This is a genomic window from Candidatus Streptomyces philanthi, assembly GCF_059553635.1.
In genome coordinates, this window is sequence record NZ_JCANQV010000041.1 from 1 (window position 1) to 15,261 (window position 15,261).

The following is a 15,261-nucleotide window of genomic DNA, read 5'->3' on the forward strand; positions in this document are numbered from 1 at the left end:
CCGGGGAGACGGCGCGTGCGGGGTTTCGGCCCCGGCGCCGGCGCAATAGCGTCCTGGCATGACCGCAGAGAGTGTCCCGGTACTGGTCGACGTGCGGAAATACGACGGCAGTGTGAGCGCGCGATGGATGGCCGCCCGGCTCGGTGAGGATGAGCACGGTGTGTGGTTGGGTACGGCGCGGGGTGTCCCCGTCAGCTCGGACAACGGCGGCTGGGCGAACCGGTTCGCGTACGTGATGGTGGTCCCGCGAGGCGAGTGGTGGACGGCCACGTTCTGCGCGGACCCGGGCCCCGAGGTGTACTGCGACGTGTGCACGGTGCCGGAGTGGAACGCGGACGGGACCGTCCTGCGCGTGGTGGACCTCGATCTCGACGTCGTACGGCCCCGTGGCGGCGAGGCCCGTGTCAAGGACGAGGACGAGTTCGCCGAGCACCGGGTCAGCTACGGGTATCCCGACAGCGTCAGCGGCAAGGCCCGGCGGACCTGTGCGTGGTTGCTGGAGGCGGTCCGCCGCGAGGGTGACGGCGTCGAACCGTTCGCCTCGGTGTATCGCTCCTGGCTCGGCCTCATGGCGGAGACCGGGGGAGCCCCGGACCGGTCGCGCGGACGCCGGTGACGGACCGGCCCCACCCGGGGATGACCGGTGAAGTAATCCGCGGGTCGGTTATGGGCCAGGCCGATACACTTTCGTTCGAATTACTTCGTTACGAGGGGTGCGTGTGACCGCGGAAGAGCAGACCGGGACACGGGTCGAGATGTCCTACCGTGCGTCGGTCGAGGACTTCCGCGAGGCTCTGCGCGCGCGGGTGCGGGCCACACGGGCCGGCCGTCGCATGCGATGGCTGATGCTGCTGGGCGCCGTAGCGCTGCTCGGCTTCGCGGCTGCGTACTGGCTGAAGCACGGAACCGTCGACATCGCCCTCTTCGTCGCACCGACAGTCCTGCTCCTGGTGCTGCTCGGCACGCCTCGGCTCCAGGCCCGCCAGTTGTACCGGCTGGCCGACGCCGCGGGCGAGTGCCGCGCGGTCGTGGAGGCGAGCGGCATCACCGTCATGAACCAGCAGCAGACCAACACACAGTCATGGCAGGCCCTGGCCCGCTACGCCGAAACACCGCGCGTCTTCGTCCTGTTCAGCGGCGACAAGAACGCCTCGTGCCTGACGATCCTGCCCAAGCACGGCGCGCCCGGGGCCGGTGACGTGGACCGGTTGCGCGCGATGTTCGACCAGCATCTGACCCGGGTCTGACCGTCCCGGGACCGGCGGAGGAGCGGGGGCCGGTGGACGGTAACGGAAAGAGTCATCAGTCCAGTTCCGCCAGTGCGTCCGCGAGCACGCGGCCTTCCCTGGTGCCGTGTCGCAGCAGCTGCGCGGCCACGGTGTGCAGCTCGTTCCAGGCGTGGGGACGGCCGATCTCCGAGGCGTCGTGGACGACGCCCAGCGCGGTTTCCAGGGCTGCCTCGGGTTCCTTCGCGCCGGCGTACGCGTGGGCCAGACATGACCCGTACCAGGCGCGGTCCCGCCGGAATGCCGGGGCGAATCCGGCCAGGCCCGCCACAAGGTTGTCGACGGCACCGCGCCAGTCCTTCAGATGCACGTCCGCCATGCCGCGTTGTGCGGAGAACCAGGATTCCCCGTAGAAGTACAGCCACGGCGGGACGTCATCGCCGCGGGCGAGGATGTGCTGGGCCTCATCCAGCCTGCGGTATGCGTCCCGGGCCCGGCCCTGAAGCGCGTGCCCGCGCCCCACCATCTGCACGGCCATGGCCCGGGTCGTTTCACCGGCCCCCGGTGTGGAAGCCGCTGCCTCTCCGAGGCGGACGCAGCGGCGGCCGTTCCCGTTCGACCACGCCAGGTGTGCCTTCATGCTCATGGTGGTGGCGGCCATGTCGCCGTGGCCCGATTCCAGTGCCCAGTCGTACGATCGCTCGAACCATCCGAGCGCTGCCGGAGCGTTGTCCTGGTCCTGGGCCATCCAGGCGAGGAACTGGGCGTACTCGGCCATGAGTTTCACCAGACGGTCCGCCAGCGGTCCCCGGGCCTGGTCGTAGAGACCGGACACCTCCGCGAACTGGGCGGTGACGACACCGTTCATGAAGCGCGAGCCAAGCGTGTCCTCGGCACGGCGATGGGCGGCCAGGAGATCCTCCATGATTGTCAGTGAGGCGGCATCCAGCTTCAGCCGCCCTTTGACCACATGCCGCAGCCGATCCGTGTCAGGGGCCGCTTCCACGCCGGGCAGTACGAGGGACGGCAGTGGAGTCTCCGACCCGGCGTGGCCGAGCAGTTCGGCGGGTACCGCCAGCCCTTCGACGATGCGTTGCCGTACTTCGACGGAAGTGATGTTCCGCCGCCGGTTCTCGATCGCGGAGATGTCCGGCTGCGCCAGACCGACGAGCGCGCCGAGCTTGGTCTGGCTGCTACGTGTCAAGGCACGCCAGGTCTTCAGCAGAACTGGCCAGTCCTCTGCCGCCACCGCGGCCCGCAGTTCAGGGTGCGCCCACACATCCGGCTCAGGGTCCATCCGCGAAATATAGGGCGGCCCTATAGGACGCGGCAGTGGAGCGACGCGGGCGTCCCCGGGCATGGTGGTCACGCACTTCGGACCGCACCCCTCATGCACCACGGGAACGTGATCGAGAGGAGCACGATGCGCAGCTCCAGACGGCTCGCAGCGGTACCGCACGCGGTGGTCATGCAGCCGACCACACAGTGCCTTCCGATGGACTGCACGTACTGCTATCTGCCGTTCCGTAAGTCCCAACACCTCATGCCGGTCGCCGTCGCCAGGGCCGTCGCCGACTCGGTGAACGAGTGGGCGTGCGACAGCACCACGTTCGAGGTCGTCTGGCACGGTGGCGAGCCGCTGGCCGCCGGTCGTGAGCACTTGGCCGCGCTCATGGCTCCTTTTGAGAACGTGAAGCACGCCGTGCAGACGAACGCCGTGCTGATCGATGACGCGTGGTGTGACTTCCTGCGGGAACACGAGGTGGCCGTGGGGGTCAGCATCGATGGCCCACCCGACATGAACACTCATCGCGTCACCCTTGCCGGGCACCCCGGCTTCGACGTGGCGATGCGTGGCATCGACCGCCTCCGGCGGCACGGTGTTCCGTTCTCCGCGATCGCGGTCGTCTCGGACCCCGACCCGGCGCATGCCGAGCGGTTCTACGAGTTCTTCGCCGACCTGCGGGTGACCACCCTCGGCGTCAACGTGGAGGAGCAAGAAGGCAACAACCGACGGAGTCGGACTCTCGACCCGGACCGGGCAGTGGCTTTCTGGGCGGCGTTGACCAGTGCCTGGTGGGCCAACCCGGTCGTTCGGCTGAGAGAGGTGTCCCGGGTGACGGAATTCGCCGGCGCCGTCCTTCACGAGAAGGCCCCAGCGACTTCCCCCACTACGGCTCCGTGGGACCCGTTGCCCACCATCGCCCACGACGGCGGGGTGGTCATGCTCTCCCCTGAGTTGGCCGGGTTCACCGATGACCGGTTCGGGGATTTCACCACTGGCAACGTGCTCAGTCACAGCCTGAAATCCCTGGTGAACGAGGCCGAGGCGCGTACCCCCTGGATCACGGAGTTCTTCGACGGCGTGGACGCGTGCCGTGCCACCTGCCCGTATTTCGCGTTCTGCGGCGGAGCCCATCCCGCGAACCGGTACTTCGAACACGACGGCCGAATGGACGGCACCCGTACCCGGTACTGCACCACGGCGAAAATCGCCCTACTGGAAGGAGTCGCACACCATGTCCGCGCACACCGCCACTGACGTCGTGCTGAACTCGGCCGAGGGATTCCGGTCCCTGCTGGAGATCGCGGGCCATCGGTCCGGCACCGCTTTCGACAACCGGCCCACCTGGGACAACCCGACGCCTGCTTTCGACAACCGGCCTACCTGGGACAACTGGAACAAGAAATAGCCAGCCCGTCGGGGCGGTTCCTGCGGTCGCGCGAAGCCGCCCCGACGCGACGGAAGAGGAGCACCACCATGGCCACCCGCACGTTCGGCCGTGTCACCGTCACCACACCCGATCTGGACGAACCGGGTCTGTACCTGTCCACCGTGGAAACCTTGGACAGCCCGCGCGGCACGGTCCAGGACTTCGTGTACGGGGCGGCGGACCTCCGCTCCCTCGAACTCACCGGCACCCGGCTCTTCACCGGCCGCATCGGCGGTGTCCGCGCCAAACGGTCTGAGTTCGAGGACCTGAACCTGCACGGTGTGGAGATCACCAGCAGCGATCTCGGCTCGGGCCGCTGGAAGGCGAGCAAGCTGACGCGTGTGGTGCTCAGTGACTGCAAGATCATGGGCTCCGTACTCGACGGCCTCGTACTGGACGACGTTCTCTTCGAGGGCTGCAAGTTCGACTTCACCGTGTTCGAGAAGGTCCGCGTCACCGGGCCCGTGGTGTTCGCCGGCTGTGTGCTGACCGAGGCATCGTTCACCGACTGTGACCTGTCCGGTGTCGTGTTCTCCGACTGCACGCTCCGGCTCACCGAGTTCGGTGCGGGCTGCTACCGGAGCACCGATCTGCGGGGCAACGACCTGACCGCGGTGCGGGGTCTCGCGCATCTCCGTAACGTTCGCATCGACCCCGGGCAGCAGCCCGATCTCGCCGAGGCGCTGGTGGCCGAACTCGGCATCGTTCTCGGGGACGACTGACCGGGATGCGGACGGCCGGGCTTCCCGAGGTCTTCGACCGGGCCGTCGCGCGCAACGGGGTGCTGGGGCCCGACGACGTACGGGCGTTGCGTGGGGTGCGACCCCGCGTCGTGGAGTGGTGCGCGAGTTCAACCGCTGACCCATCGCGTCCCGGTTTTAGTCAGATGTTGTGCAGCGGGTCGACGGATGTCGCCCGGTGCGCAGCGGTACTGCTGCGCAGGTCGTTGGAAGCTGCACGACTGACGGGGGGAAGGGATTCCTCGCGCGGTGGCGAGTTCAAGACCGCACGGTTGTGGTGGCCGCTGAGGTGTGGCTGAGTGGTGAAGTACCGACACCACAGGGGGGTAAATCCATGCGCAGGGCTCTGCTCGCCACTGCGGTCGCCACCAGTGCCGCAGTGACCCTCGCACCGTGCCCGCTGTCGCGGCCACTTCGGCGCCGACAGCACAGGCCGCCACATGCCACTTCGTGGAATGGCACCCGAGTAAGAACGCGGTGAAGCTGATCAACAAGTGCAAGAAGAAGACCTGGAAGGCCAAGGTCGCCAACAAGTGGTGGCCGGACACTGGCTGCCAGCACATCCGGCCCCGCCACAGCTGGTACTACAAGTCCCCCACCAAGATACAAGGCATCAAGAACTGCTGACCCGGCGCAGCCGCAGCGGGCGGCGCGACGGCGGTGGTCGATTTCCCCGGGAGTCGGCCGCCGTCCGTACGCGCGCTTCACTTAAGGCCCACTGACATCCCGGGGCGCGGGCATCGACCCCGACGCCAAGTTGCACCACCGGGCCGAGATCTTCGTCAAGGCGCCGCTGAGCACCGTGTGGAAGCTGCACACCGACGTTGAACGGTGGCCATCCTGGCAGGAGTCCGTCACCAGCATGAAGCGGCTGGACGCGGGCCCCTTGAGGAAGGGTTCGCGATTCCGGTGGACGCTTCCCGCGCCGCCCACGCCCACGACCCCCGCCACCACCCTGGTCATCACCTCCACCGTCCGGCAGATCGAGCACGGCCGGTGCGTCCGGTGGACCGGATCGGCGATCGGCGAGGGGCTGCGTATCGACCGAGGCGTCCACGTCTGGAACTTCGTCGAGGTCAGGGGCGGTGTCGTCGTCCGTACCGAGGAGAGTTGGACCGGCCGCCAGATCGAGGCCGACCCGGACACCGCCACGCAGTACCTCTATCCGGGCCTCGACGTCTGGCTGACCGAGCTCAAGGCCGCCGCCGAAGCCCGGTCCGGCGGCCGCCGCTGACCCCCCGTCCGGCCCCAGCCCCCCGTAGGGCAACCGTCAGACCAGCCACTCCCCGTCCCGCATCAGGGTCCGTGCGGGCATTTCGGCGACCGTCCCCCAAGCCTGGAGGAGATACGGGGTGACCTGGAAGAAGACGTACAAGGGGTGGTCCTGGCGCGGGTCCCAGCCGTCCTTGGCGGCGAAGGCGTCGCCGACCCCGGCCGGGAGTTCCTCGCGGGTCACGAGGCGGGCGGTGCCGTGGACGAGGACGACATCGCGGGTGTGGCCGAAGGCGAGCCGGGCCCGGCCGGAGTCGCGCAGGTTGCGGCCGGTGGGGTTGGTGTCGCGGGTGGCCAGCCACACGGCCTCGCCGTCCCACCAGAACGCGAGCGGTACGAGACACGGCTCGCCGCCGGCGTCGGCGGTGGCGACCCAGACGTCGTTGTCCCGCGCGAGCCGTTCCAACGCCTCGCGCTTGCGCTGCTCGGGGCTGCGGGGACCGTGGGGGCGGGAGTCAACTGCCGTCATCCGGGGAGGCTATGGCGGTAGCGGCTCGGGCACATCCGGCGATGGACGTAGGACCGAGGTCGTGGCATCGGGGACGCCTGCGAGGTGATGCACGGCCCGGAGCGGTGCTCGTCCGGCCCTTCGGCAACGCGTCGATCCGATGGCCGTCGCCCGCGAGCGGACCGTGCACGCCGGGCGGTTGCCGTGGTCACCGGCCGATCTGATGACCGGCTCTCCCCGGAAGGAGAGCCCCTTGCGGCGTCGTGCCGACGGTTGTGGCGCTGGTGCCGTGGAGATGCCGAAACGGACCGGGTGAGCGGATGGTGCTCCCGCTCGCCCGGTCCGCGTCGTCCTACTGATCTTCCGTCAGCTGGAGTTGGTACAGCTCGGGCACGGAGACCTTGATGGGCTCCTGCGTGGTCCGTGCGATCACGACGATCGCCGGCTCGTTCGGGTCGGGGTTCTCCTCGCGGTGCGGGACGAACGGGGGGACGTGGAAGAAGTCGCCGGGGCCGGCGGCTGTCCGTACTTCCTGCGTGCCGTCGTGGTAGTAGAACACCGGGTGGCCGCTGACCACGTAGATCCCGGCCTCCGACGCGCCGTGATGGTGGTTGTCCGTCGCGCTCAGCGGCGGGTTCTCCACCAGGCCCATCCAGAGCTTCCGCGATCCGACCGTGCCGCCGCTGATGGCGGCACAGCCGTCCAGCTCCCCGGCCCGGACGTGGCGGACGCGGTTGCCCAGCAGCTTGCTGTCGTCGTCGGTGCCCGGCACGGAGCCGACGCCTTCCTGAGTGGTCATTGTGTGGCCTCCTGAAGTTCTCGACGGCCTTCGGCCGGACGTCATGCTGTGACCGGCACGTGCAGGGCGGCAACTCCTGTTGCTGGAACGGCAAAACGAGCGCCTTCGCGACGACGGCGCCGCGCTCGTCCGCGCCTACGCCGAGGGCGTGCCACCCCGGGGCGTCCCCCGGGTGGTGGCGGCGATCCTGGCCCGGCATGCCGCTCTCGCGGACGTGCTGGACGCGTTCCACCGCCGCCTCCGACGCGAGAGCCAGCAGACGCCCTACCCAGTGGAGGAGCTCCACCGCCTGGGGGGGGCGGCCGGTCCGGGCGGCCACCTGACGGCCGGCGGCGGGGCGTTCGACGGCCGGCGGTGGGGCGTTCGGGGACACGCCCTAACCGTCTGCCGCGCGCCGTGCCAGGAGGGACGTGAGGACGGGTTCGGCGTGGGTCCACAGGGCGGCGCCGCCGATGTCCGGGACGAGGTGGCGGCGGGCGCCGGGGATGCGGGTGGTGAGGAAGGCGCCGTTGTCGGGGGAGTGGCTGGTGTCCTGGGCGCCGTACCAGAGGTCCACGGGGACGGTGATGTCCGAGAGGGGGACGGACCAGCGGCCCATGGCGAGGGCCGTGTCGCGGGCGTAGCCGGCCGGGCCCTGGGCGAACGCCTCGTCCATGGCCCGCCGGTAGGCCGTCGCGAAGGCGGGGGACTCGTAGACGGCGAGGTCGCAGGCGGGGCTCGCGGACCGCACCATGGCCCACATCGCGTCCGCGTCGAAACCGGTGAAGAACTCCTCGGCGCCGGCCGGGTCGGACACCGTCCTGGCGACGAGGTCACGCAGTTCCGCCGGCAGCGCGTCGGCGAACTCCGGGGCGGCGACCTCGTCGGCGCCGGAGACCACGGCCAGCGCGGAGGCGACGCCTCCCGCCGCGCAGGCGAGCGCGAAGGGCGCGCCCTGCGAGTTGCCGACGACGGCCGGGCGCCCCAGGCCGCGCAGGGCGGCGAAGTGGCGGATGTCGTCGGCGAAGGAGGCGAACGTCCGGCCGGGCGAGGGAGTGGAGGCGCCCAGACCCGGGCGGTCCACGGAGACGAGCCGTACGCCGAGCGCGCCGACGACGTCCGTGCCGAAGCCGAGCCACCGGCTGGTGGCCGCCCCGGGGCACAGCAGGACGGGCACGCCGTCCGGCGGCCCCCACTCGGCCCAGCCGAGCAGCCGTCCGTCGGGAAGCCGGGTCTCACCGAGCCGGGCCGGGGCGTCGACGCATACGTTCATGATCGTCAGTGTGGGGGCGGGAGGGGGCTTCCGCATCCGGATTTCCGGCTTCCGGGCGGCGGGCCTGGTGCCTGCCGTTCCGGCCTTCGGTGACCTGCGGCCCCGGTGTCCGTGCCTCGGGGCCACACCGCTCCGGCCGTCCGTCGGCCGCCGCTTGCCGTTCCGGCCGCCTGTCGGCCTGTCGGCCTGCCGTCCGCCGTTCCGGTTCCCGCCCTCCGGCTCCCGCCCCGTCGGCCCCGGTTTCCCCGCCCCCCTGGCCCCGGCCGCCCGTCCTACCGCCGCCTGTTGTCCCGGTCCCGGTCCCGGTTCCGGTCTCCGGCGAACGCGCCGCGCGGGCCCCAGCCGCTGCGGCCGCTCCGGCCGCCCGTTCCCCCTCGCAACCGTCCGCCCCGCCCCTACCGCCTCCCCAAATACGCCAGCACCGCCAGCACCCGCCGATGCCCGCCGTCCGTCGGGGGAAGGCCGAGCTTGGCGAAGACGTTGCCGATGTGCTTGCTGACGGCGCGGTCGGAGATGACGAGGGTGGTGGCGATGGTGGTGTTGTCGCGGCCCTCGGCCATCAGGTGCAGGACCTCGCGTTCGCGCGGGGTCAGGGTGCCGAGCGGGTCGTCGCGGTGGCGGGTGAGGAGTTCGGTGACGACCTCGGGGTCGAGGGCCGTGCCGCCCGCGGCGACGCGTTCCAGCGCGTCCAGGAAGGTGTCGACGCGGCCCACCCGGTCCTTGAGCAGATAGCCGACCCCGCTCGCGCCGCCGCCGAGCAGTTCGGTGGCGTAGGTCTCCTCGACGTACTGGGAGAGGACGAGGACGGGCAGGCCCGGGATCTCGCGGCGGGCGGCGAGGGCGGCCCGCAGGCCCTCGTCGCGGAAGCCCGGCGGCATACGGACGTCCAGTACGGCCACGTCGGGGCGGTGGGTGAGGAGTGCGGGCAGGATCTCCGGGCCGCTGGAGGCGACCGCCACCACCTCGTGGCCCGCCGTGCCGAGCAGCAGGACCAGGCCCTCCCTCAGCAACGCGTTGTCCTCGGCGATCACCACACGCACGGCAGCTCCACTTCGATCACGGTCGGCCCCCCGGTGGGGCTGGTCACGTCCACGGTGCCGTCGAGCGCGGCGACCCGGCGGCGGACGCCGAGCAGGCCGCTGCCGCCCGACGCGTCGGCGCCGCCCCGGCCCTCGTCCCGTACGGCGAGGCGCAGCCCGCGCGGGGACCGGACGAGGTCCACGGTGGCGCGGTCGGAGCCGCTGTGCTTGGCGGCGTTGGTCAGGGCCTCCGCGACGACGAAGTACGCGGCGGCCTCGACGGCGGCGGGGGCGCGCGGCGCGCTCTCCCCGTCCAGGCCGTCGGCGGTCACCGTGACGGTGAGGCCGCTGCCGGCGGCCAGCGCGCGGACCGCGCCGACCAGGCCGCGGTCGGTGAGGATCGGCGGGTGGATGCCGCGGACGACGTGCCGCAGTTCGGTCAGGGCCTGCTCGGCCTGGTCCTGGGCGTCGTCGAGGAGGGCGCGGGCCGCGTCCGGGTTCGTGTCGTACATCCGCCGCGCCAGTCCCACGCGCATCGACAGTGCCACGAGGCGGGCCTGGGTGCCGTCGTGGAGGTCGCGTTCGATGCGGCGCAGCTCCGCGCCGTGGGCGGCGACCGCGCCCGCCCTGGTGACGGTCAGCTCCTCGACGCGCTCGGCGAGTTCGGCGTTCCTGCGGGCCTCGGGCGAGGGGGTGAGCAGGGCGCGTGACCAGCGGGCCTCCAGGTCGGCGAGGCGGGGGATCAGCGGCAGTACCACGGCGGGGCGCCGCAGTACCCCGCACCACAGGCCGTCGGCGAACAGGCCGAACGCCCACAGGGGCAGCGCGGCGTACGCGAGGAGCAGACCGTAGACGAAGTGCGCGGCCATCCAGCGCAGGTCCCGGTAGGTGCTCCGGTCCGTGAGCGCCGTCCGCACCCGCTCGCGCAGTCCGCCGGTGAGCGGCGGGTACGCCTCGGGGACGGCGACGCCCGTCCGGGCCGCGATCCGCCGCCGCTTGAACCCGGCGGCCCGGCGCAGCATCAGGACCGTCTCGGGCAACGCCCCGGCCCCGATGACGACGAGCGTCGCCACGGCGGTGAACAGCAGCACCCCGAGGAACAGGTACGACAGCAGGGCCAGTGCCGCCGCCACCAGCAGGTGCTCCGTCGCCCGCCAGGCCCGCCCCACCGTCTCCTCCATGCGGACAGGCTAGGCGACCGGACTCGTACGCATGAGCGGGTGCGGTCCCCGGGTGGGGGTGTAGCCCGCTACACCCCGGGTCCGGGAGCGCACCCTCTCGTTCCACCGCCGTCACGGCGGCATCGTGGGACACGCAGCCATTCGGCTCGCCCGCTCACCCGCCACCCGTCCCGGAAGGACCTCTCCCGTGAAGCCCCTGCTCTGGTTCCTGGTCTCCCTCGCCGTCCTCGTCAACGCCTCCAGCAGCTTCCTCTTCGACGGCGTCCGGCAGGTGCTGATCAGCGTCACCAGCGGGGTGGTGCTGATCGCTTCGGGAGTGGGGCTGTACCTGATGCGGGACAAGAGGGCGTGAGGCGGCGGGGTGCGGGGCGGAGCCCCGGGCGGGGCGCGGGCATGTGCTCCGCGCCCCGGCTTGCGTGCGGGCGCGCGGGGAGCCCGCACGCCGGCGCCCCCGCCCCGCGCGTACGGTCCTGTGGAACGCCGCCCCGCCGCTACATGTTGATCATGTGTCCGGCGAGCCCGTGCACCGCCTCCTTGACCGCCTCGCCGAGCGTGGGGTGGGCATGGATGTTGCGGGCCACCTCGTGGACGGTCAGGTCCCACTGCTGGGCCAGCGTCAGCTCGGGCAGCAGCTCCGTGACGTCAGGGCCGATGAGGTGGGCGCCGAGGAACTCGCCGTACTTCCCGTCACTGACGATCTTGACGAAGCCGCCGGGCTCGGCGATGCCGTGCGCCTTGCCGTTGGCCGTGAAAGGAAAACGGGCGACCCGTACGTTGAACCCGGCGTCGCGGGCCTGCGCCTCGGTGTACCCGAAGCTGGCGATCTGCGGGCGGCAGTACGTGGCACGCGGCACCATCCGCCAGTCCGCCTCCATCGTCTCGGCGCCCGCCATCGTCTCGGCGGCGATGATGCCCATGGTCTCGGCGGCGTGCGCCAGCATCATCTTGCCGGTGACGTCACCGATGGCGAACAGATGCGGCACGCTGGTGCGGCCCCGCGCGTCGGTGTCGACCGCGCCCCGGTCGGTGAGGCGTACGCCGGTGTTCTCCAGCCCGTAGCCGGTGACGCGCGGGGTGAAACCGATGGCCTGGAGCACCTTGTCCGCTTCGAGCACCTCCTGCCGGCCGTCGCGGGTGACCGTCACCCGCACCGGGGCGGCCGGGTCGGTGTCGTCGATGGCGTCGACGCGGGTGGAGGTGAGGACGTCGATACCGAGCTTCCGGTACTGCTTGGCCAGCTCCTTGGAGATGTCGGCGTCCTCGGTCGGCACGATCCGGTCGGCGAACTCGACGAGGGTGACCTTGACCCCGTAGTTGTGCAGGACGTACGCGAACTCGACGCCGATGGCACCGGCCCCCGCGATGACGATGCTGCCGGGGAGTCGTTCGCTGAGGATCTGCTCCTCGTAGGTGACCACGCGGTCGCTGAGGCGGGTGCCGGGCAGCAGCCGGGTGGTGGCGCCGGTGGCGATGACGCAGTGGTCGAAGGTGACGGTGCGGCTGCCGCCGTCGTCGAGGGCCACCTGGAGGGTGCGGTCGTCGGTGAAGGTGCCGCGACCCTGGTACTTGGTGATGCCGTTCTTGCGCATCAGGTAGTGCACTCCGGCCACCCGGCCCTCGGCCACCTGGCGGCTGCGCCGGAAGGCCGGGCCGTAGTCGACGGTGACCGGGCCGTTGGTCCGTATGCCGAAGTATTCCGCCTGGTGGGTGACGGTGTGGGCCAGTTCGGCGTTGCGCAGCAGGGCCTTGGAGGGGATGCAGCCGACGTTGAGGCAGACACCGCCCCAGTACTTCTCCTCCACCACGGCCGCCTTCAGCCCCAGCTGGCTCGCCCGTACCGCCGCGGTGTAGCCACCGGGGCCGGCTCCCAGTACGACGACGTCGAAGTGCTCCGCCATGTCCGACTCCTTCGTTTCTCCCGTCACCGGGACGGTTCCGCCGCGCCCGCCGCGATGCTACGTCCGGGCGTCGGCCGGCCGCCGTGCCGAGGGTCACGGCGGCCGTGGCGCGCGGGGCCGGCGTACGGACCGGGACCCGTCAGTGCCCCGGTACGGCCAGCCCCGCCAGGCACTCCGGCAGCCGCTCCGTGTAGAGCACGCCCAGCCGCTGTGTCGCCCGGGTGAGCGCGACATACAGATCGCTCGTTCCGAAATCCGCCGGCTCCACCACCAGCACCGTGTCGAACTCCAGCCCCTTGGCCTGCCGCGGTTCCAGCAGCACCACCGGGCGCGTCAGGTCCGGGGCCGTCCCGCAGGACGCCCCGGGCAGCGCGGCGGCCAGGGCCGCACGGTGCTCCGGCGGCACGATCACCGCGAGCCGGCCCTGCCCCTCGTCCCCGGTCTCCCGCGCGACGGCCTCCGCGACGGCCCGCGGCAGATCGCCCGTGCGGCGCGCCCAGGGGCGTACGCCGGTGGAACGGACCGACCTCGGCGGTACGAACGACGGGTCGGCGGCCCGCGGGACCTCCGCCGCGACCTCCATGATCTCCGTCGGCGTGCGGTAGTTGACGCCCAGCCTGACGTGCTCCCAGCGGTCGCCGACGTACGGCGTGAGGATCGTCCCCCAGGCCCCGCAGCCGCCCGGCTCCGAGGTCTGCGCCGGATCGCCGACCAGCGTCATCGACCGGGTCGGGCAGCGGCGCATCAGCAGCCGCCACATCATCGGGGACAGCTCCTGCGCCTCGTCCACGATGACGTGACCGAACGCCCAGGTACGGTCGGCCGCGGCGCGCTCCGCGGCGCTGCGGTGGTCGGCCTCCTCCTGGCGCTCCGCGAGCCGGTCCGCGTCGATCAGGTCGTGCGCGGCCAGTACTTCCGAGTCCTCGTCGTCACGGTCCTCGAACTCCTGGGTCCGCGAACCGTACGAGAGGTCCAGGACGCCCTGCGCGTACGCGACGAGTTCCTGGCGCTCGGCCTCGGCGGCGGCCCGGGCGGCCGAGTCGTCCTCGCCGAGGAGTTCGGCGGCCTCGTCCAGCAGCGCCACGTCCGCCGGGGTCCACTCCCCGCCGGCGCGCCGGATCGCGTCCGCCTCGTCGTCCGGGAGGTGGACGGGATCGGCGAGGAAGTCCGCGACGAGCCGCTGCGGCGTGAGGAACGGCCACAGCTCCTCGATGGCGTCATGGACGGCGGGGCTGGCGGCGACGGCCTTGCCGAGCTGGGCGATGTCGTCCGGGCCGAGGAGGTTGGGGCCGCCGTAGGGGTCGGCGCCGATCCGTTCGACGAGCTGCGCGGTGAGCGCGTCGATCACCTGGAACGCGAAGTGGGGGCGGGCGAGGTTGTGCGGCAGCCGGGTCTCCCGGGCCCGCCGCCGGGCCGCCTCCGCGATCCGCGCGTCCAGCCGCAGCTCGCCGTCCTCGTGGTCGATGACGAGGACCGGGTCGGGCAGCGTCTGCCGGTCGGCGACGCACCGCGCCAGCGCGTCCGCCATCGCCGCGCTCCCCTTGACCTCGGCGGCCCGGGGGTTGTCGGTGCCGGTCGCGGTGACACCGGGGAACAGCTCGCCGGGCGTCGCCAGCAGGACGCCCGTCTCACCGAGCGAGGGCAGCACCTGCCCGATGTAGCCGAGGAACGCCGGGTTCGGGCCGACGATCAGCACCGCCCGCCGCGACAGCTGCTCGCGGTGCGCGTACAGCAGATATGCGGCGCGGTGCAGCGCCACGACGGTCTTGCCGGTGCCGGGACCGCCCTCGACGACGAGGACGCCGTGGTGCGGGGCGCGGATGATGCGGTCCTGGTCGGCCTGGATGGTCCGCACGATGTCGTGCATCCGGCCGGTGCGGGCCGCGTCCAGCGCCGCCAGCAGGACGGCGTCCGCGTCCGCCCCTTCGTGGCCGGTGCGTTCGGTGTCGGCGAGGTCCAGGATCTCGTCGTGCAGCGCGGTCACCCGCCGGCCCTCGGCCGTCAGATGGCGTCTGCGCCGCAGCCCCATCGGGGTGTGCCCGGTGGCGAGGTAGAACGGGCGGGCGACATCGGCCCGCCAGTCGATGACCAGCGGGGTGCGGTCGGCGTCGTCCCGCCGGATGCCGATCCGTCCGATGTGGTGGTCGCGGCCGTCGCGGAACGCCAGCCGCCCGAAACACAGCCCGTGCTCACCGGCCTCGAAACCGGCCAGCAGTTCCGCCTGTTCTGCGGCCATCACATCGCGTTCCAGCCGCGCCTGGAACGTCCCCCCGGACCGCGCCAGCGCCCCGGCCACCGCCGAGCGCGCGCCGGACCGCAGGACGTCGAGGCGGTCATGGAGCAGATCCATGAATTCCTGCTCTTCCCGCAATTCCTCGTTTGACAATTCAACTCCGCTCGGATATTCTTTGCATTAGTGGTTCTCTGTGCGTGGGATTTCCTTCGCGACAGGGAAACACTCAATATACGCAGGGAAATGCCCCGGTCGTCAATGCGGCCGGGGCATTTCTTTTTCCGGGTGGGGTCTCGGGGATCTCCGTCGGAAGAGGTGGTGGTCGCGCCGGGCGCTGTTGACGTGGACGTATTGCGGGGGCGTTCTGGACCAGGTGAATCCGCGTTTCCTGAGTGCGCGCTGGGAGCCGATGCCGTCGGGCGGCCGAGCCCCGTACAACGGCGCGTGATGGTGCCGGCATCCATGGCAAGGACCGGGGC

Annotated in this window: 16 protein-coding genes; 8 read left to right on the forward strand and 8 right to left on the reverse strand. The window is 71.5% G+C overall.

The features are described from left to right. Window positions 1–58: 58 nt before the first annotated feature. Window positions 59–616 (forward strand): DUF402 domain-containing protein, encoded by a 558-nt coding sequence (locus AC51EU_RS07765; protein ID WP_496265937.1) that lies wholly within the window; start codon window positions 59–61, stop codon window positions 614–616. Between the two features lie 103 nt (window positions 617–719). Further along, window positions 720–1,247, forward strand: coding sequence for a YcxB family protein (locus tag AC51EU_RS07770; protein ID WP_496265938.1), 528 nt, complete (start codon window positions 720–722; stop codon window positions 1,245–1,247). Between the two features lie 55 nt (window positions 1,248–1,302). Here AC51EU_RS07770 and AC51EU_RS07775 read toward each other — a convergent pair whose 3' ends face one another. Further along, the gene (locus tag AC51EU_RS07775; protein ID WP_496265939.1) at window positions 1,303–2,523 is read right to left on the reverse strand and encodes a helix-turn-helix domain-containing protein; all 1,221 of its coding nucleotides are present in this window, start codon (window positions 2,521–2,523) and stop codon (window positions 1,303–1,305) included. Between the two features lie 198 nt (window positions 2,524–2,721). On the opposite strand from AC51EU_RS07775, the gene AC51EU_RS07780 reads away from it, so the two are divergent. The 5 genes from AC51EU_RS07780 (at window position 2,722) to AC51EU_RS07800 (ending at window position 5,914) form a co-directional block, all read left to right on the forward strand. Further along, window positions 2,722–3,768 (forward strand): radical SAM protein, encoded by a 1,047-nt coding sequence (locus tag AC51EU_RS07780; RefSeq protein WP_496265940.1) that lies wholly within the window; start codon window positions 2,722–2,724, stop codon window positions 3,766–3,768. Further along, window positions 3,746–3,919 carry a multiple cyclophane-containing RiPP AmcA gene (gene amcA / locus AC51EU_RS07785; RefSeq protein WP_496265941.1) on the forward strand — a complete coding sequence of 58 codons (174 nt, stop codon included), beginning with the start codon at window positions 3,746–3,748 and terminating at the stop codon, window positions 3,917–3,919. The genes AC51EU_RS07780 and amcA overlap by 23 nt, the downstream gene beginning before the upstream one ends. A gap of 68 nt (window positions 3,920–3,987) precedes the next feature. Beyond that, the gene (locus AC51EU_RS07790; RefSeq protein WP_496265942.1) at window positions 3,988–4,662 is read left to right on the forward strand and encodes a pentapeptide repeat-containing protein; all 675 of its coding nucleotides are present in this window, start codon (window positions 3,988–3,990) and stop codon (window positions 4,660–4,662) included. Window positions 4,663–5,130: 468 nt separating this feature from the next. Beyond that, entirely contained in the window at window positions 5,131–5,307 is a 177-nt protein-coding gene (locus AC51EU_RS07795; protein ID WP_496265943.1) for a hypothetical protein, read from the forward strand. A gap of 130 nt (window positions 5,308–5,437) precedes the next feature. Continuing rightward, window positions 5,438–5,914, forward strand: a complete 477-nt coding sequence (locus tag AC51EU_RS07800; protein ID WP_496265944.1) for an SRPBCC family protein — start codon at window positions 5,438–5,440, stop codon at window positions 5,912–5,914. Between the two features lie 36 nt (window positions 5,915–5,950). Here the strand turns inward: AC51EU_RS07800 and AC51EU_RS07805 are convergent, their stop codons facing one another. The 5 genes from AC51EU_RS07805 to AC51EU_RS07825 all read right to left on the reverse strand — a co-directional run bounded on the left by AC51EU_RS07805 (window position 5,951) and on the right by AC51EU_RS07825 (window position 10,651). Further along, a complete protein-coding gene (locus AC51EU_RS07805; RefSeq protein WP_496265945.1) occupies window positions 5,951–6,421 on the reverse strand; it encodes a pyridoxamine 5'-phosphate oxidase family protein in 471 nt (156 codons plus the stop codon). Window positions 6,422–6,752: 331 nt separating this feature from the next. Beyond that, the gene (locus AC51EU_RS07810; RefSeq protein WP_496265946.1) at window positions 6,753–7,199 is read right to left on the reverse strand and encodes a cupin domain-containing protein; all 447 of its coding nucleotides are present in this window, start codon (window positions 7,197–7,199) and stop codon (window positions 6,753–6,755) included. 376 nt (window positions 7,200–7,575) lie between these two features. Next, entirely contained in the window at window positions 7,576–8,451 is an 876-nt protein-coding gene (locus AC51EU_RS07815; protein ID WP_496265947.1) for an alpha/beta fold hydrolase, read from the reverse strand. Between the two features lie 395 nt (window positions 8,452–8,846). Next, window positions 8,847–9,491 (reverse strand): response regulator, encoded by a 645-nt coding sequence (locus AC51EU_RS07820; protein WP_496265948.1) that lies wholly within the window; start codon window positions 9,489–9,491, stop codon window positions 8,847–8,849. Then, window positions 9,479–10,651, reverse strand: a complete 1,173-nt coding sequence (locus tag AC51EU_RS07825) for a sensor histidine kinase (RefSeq protein WP_496265949.1) — start codon at window positions 10,649–10,651, stop codon at window positions 9,479–9,481. The genes AC51EU_RS07820 and AC51EU_RS07825 overlap by 13 nt, the downstream gene beginning before the upstream one ends. A gap of 187 nt (window positions 10,652–10,838) precedes the next feature. On the opposite strand from AC51EU_RS07825, the gene AC51EU_RS07830 reads away from it, so the two are divergent. Continuing rightward, complete coding sequence (locus AC51EU_RS07830; protein WP_496265950.1) at window positions 10,839–11,003, forward strand: hypothetical protein; 165 nt, start codon at window positions 10,839–10,841, stop codon at window positions 11,001–11,003. 139 nt (window positions 11,004–11,142) lie between these two features. Here AC51EU_RS07830 and lpdA read toward each other — a convergent pair whose 3' ends face one another. Next, entirely contained in the window at window positions 11,143–12,549 is a 1,407-nt protein-coding gene (lpdA, locus tag AC51EU_RS07835) for a dihydrolipoyl dehydrogenase (protein ID WP_496265951.1), read from the reverse strand. 139 nt (window positions 12,550–12,688) lie between these two features. Continuing rightward, complete coding sequence (locus AC51EU_RS07840) at window positions 12,689–14,899, reverse strand: HelD family protein (RefSeq protein ID WP_496265952.1); 2,211 nt, start codon at window positions 14,897–14,899, stop codon at window positions 12,689–12,691. Between the last annotated feature and the right edge of the window lie 362 nt (window positions 14,900–15,261).

Bases quoted from the DNA above. Each gene is read 5' to 3' on its own strand.
- AC51EU_RS07765 (WP_496265937.1), top strand. From the start codon at position 59: ATGACCGCAGAGAGTGTCCCGGTACTGGTCGACGTGCGGAAATACGAC.
- AC51EU_RS07775 (WP_496265939.1), bottom strand. From the start codon at position 2,523: ATGGACCCTGAGCCGGATGTGTGGGCGCACCCTGAACTGCGGGCCGCG.
- AC51EU_RS07780 (WP_496265940.1), top strand. From the start codon at position 2,722: ATGGACTGCACGTACTGCTATCTGCCGTTCCGTAAGTCCCAACACCTC.
- amcA (WP_496265941.1), top strand. From the start codon at position 3,746: ATGTCCGCGCACACCGCCACTGACGTCGTGCTGAACTCGGCCGAGGGA.
- AC51EU_RS07790 (WP_496265942.1), top strand. From the start codon at position 3,988: ATGGCCACCCGCACGTTCGGCCGTGTCACCGTCACCACACCCGATCTG.
- AC51EU_RS07805 (WP_496265945.1), bottom strand. From the start codon at position 6,421: ATGACGGCAGTTGACTCCCGCCCCCACGGTCCCCGCAGCCCCGAGCAG.
- AC51EU_RS07810 (WP_496265946.1), bottom strand. From the start codon at position 7,199: ATGACCACTCAGGAAGGCGTCGGCTCCGTGCCGGGCACCGACGACGAC.
- AC51EU_RS07815 (WP_496265947.1), bottom strand. From the start codon at position 8,451: ATGAACGTATGCGTCGACGCCCCGGCCCGGCTCGGTGAGACCCGGCTT.
- AC51EU_RS07825 (WP_496265949.1), bottom strand. From the start codon at position 10,651: ATGGAGGAGACGGTGGGGCGGGCCTGGCGGGCGACGGAGCACCTGCTG.
- lpdA (WP_496265951.1), bottom strand. From the start codon at position 12,549: ATGGCGGAGCACTTCGACGTCGTCGTACTGGGAGCCGGCCCCGGTGGC.
- AC51EU_RS07840 (WP_496265952.1), bottom strand. From the start codon at position 14,899: ATGGATCTGCTCCATGACCGCCTCGACGTCCTGCGGTCCGGCGCGCGC.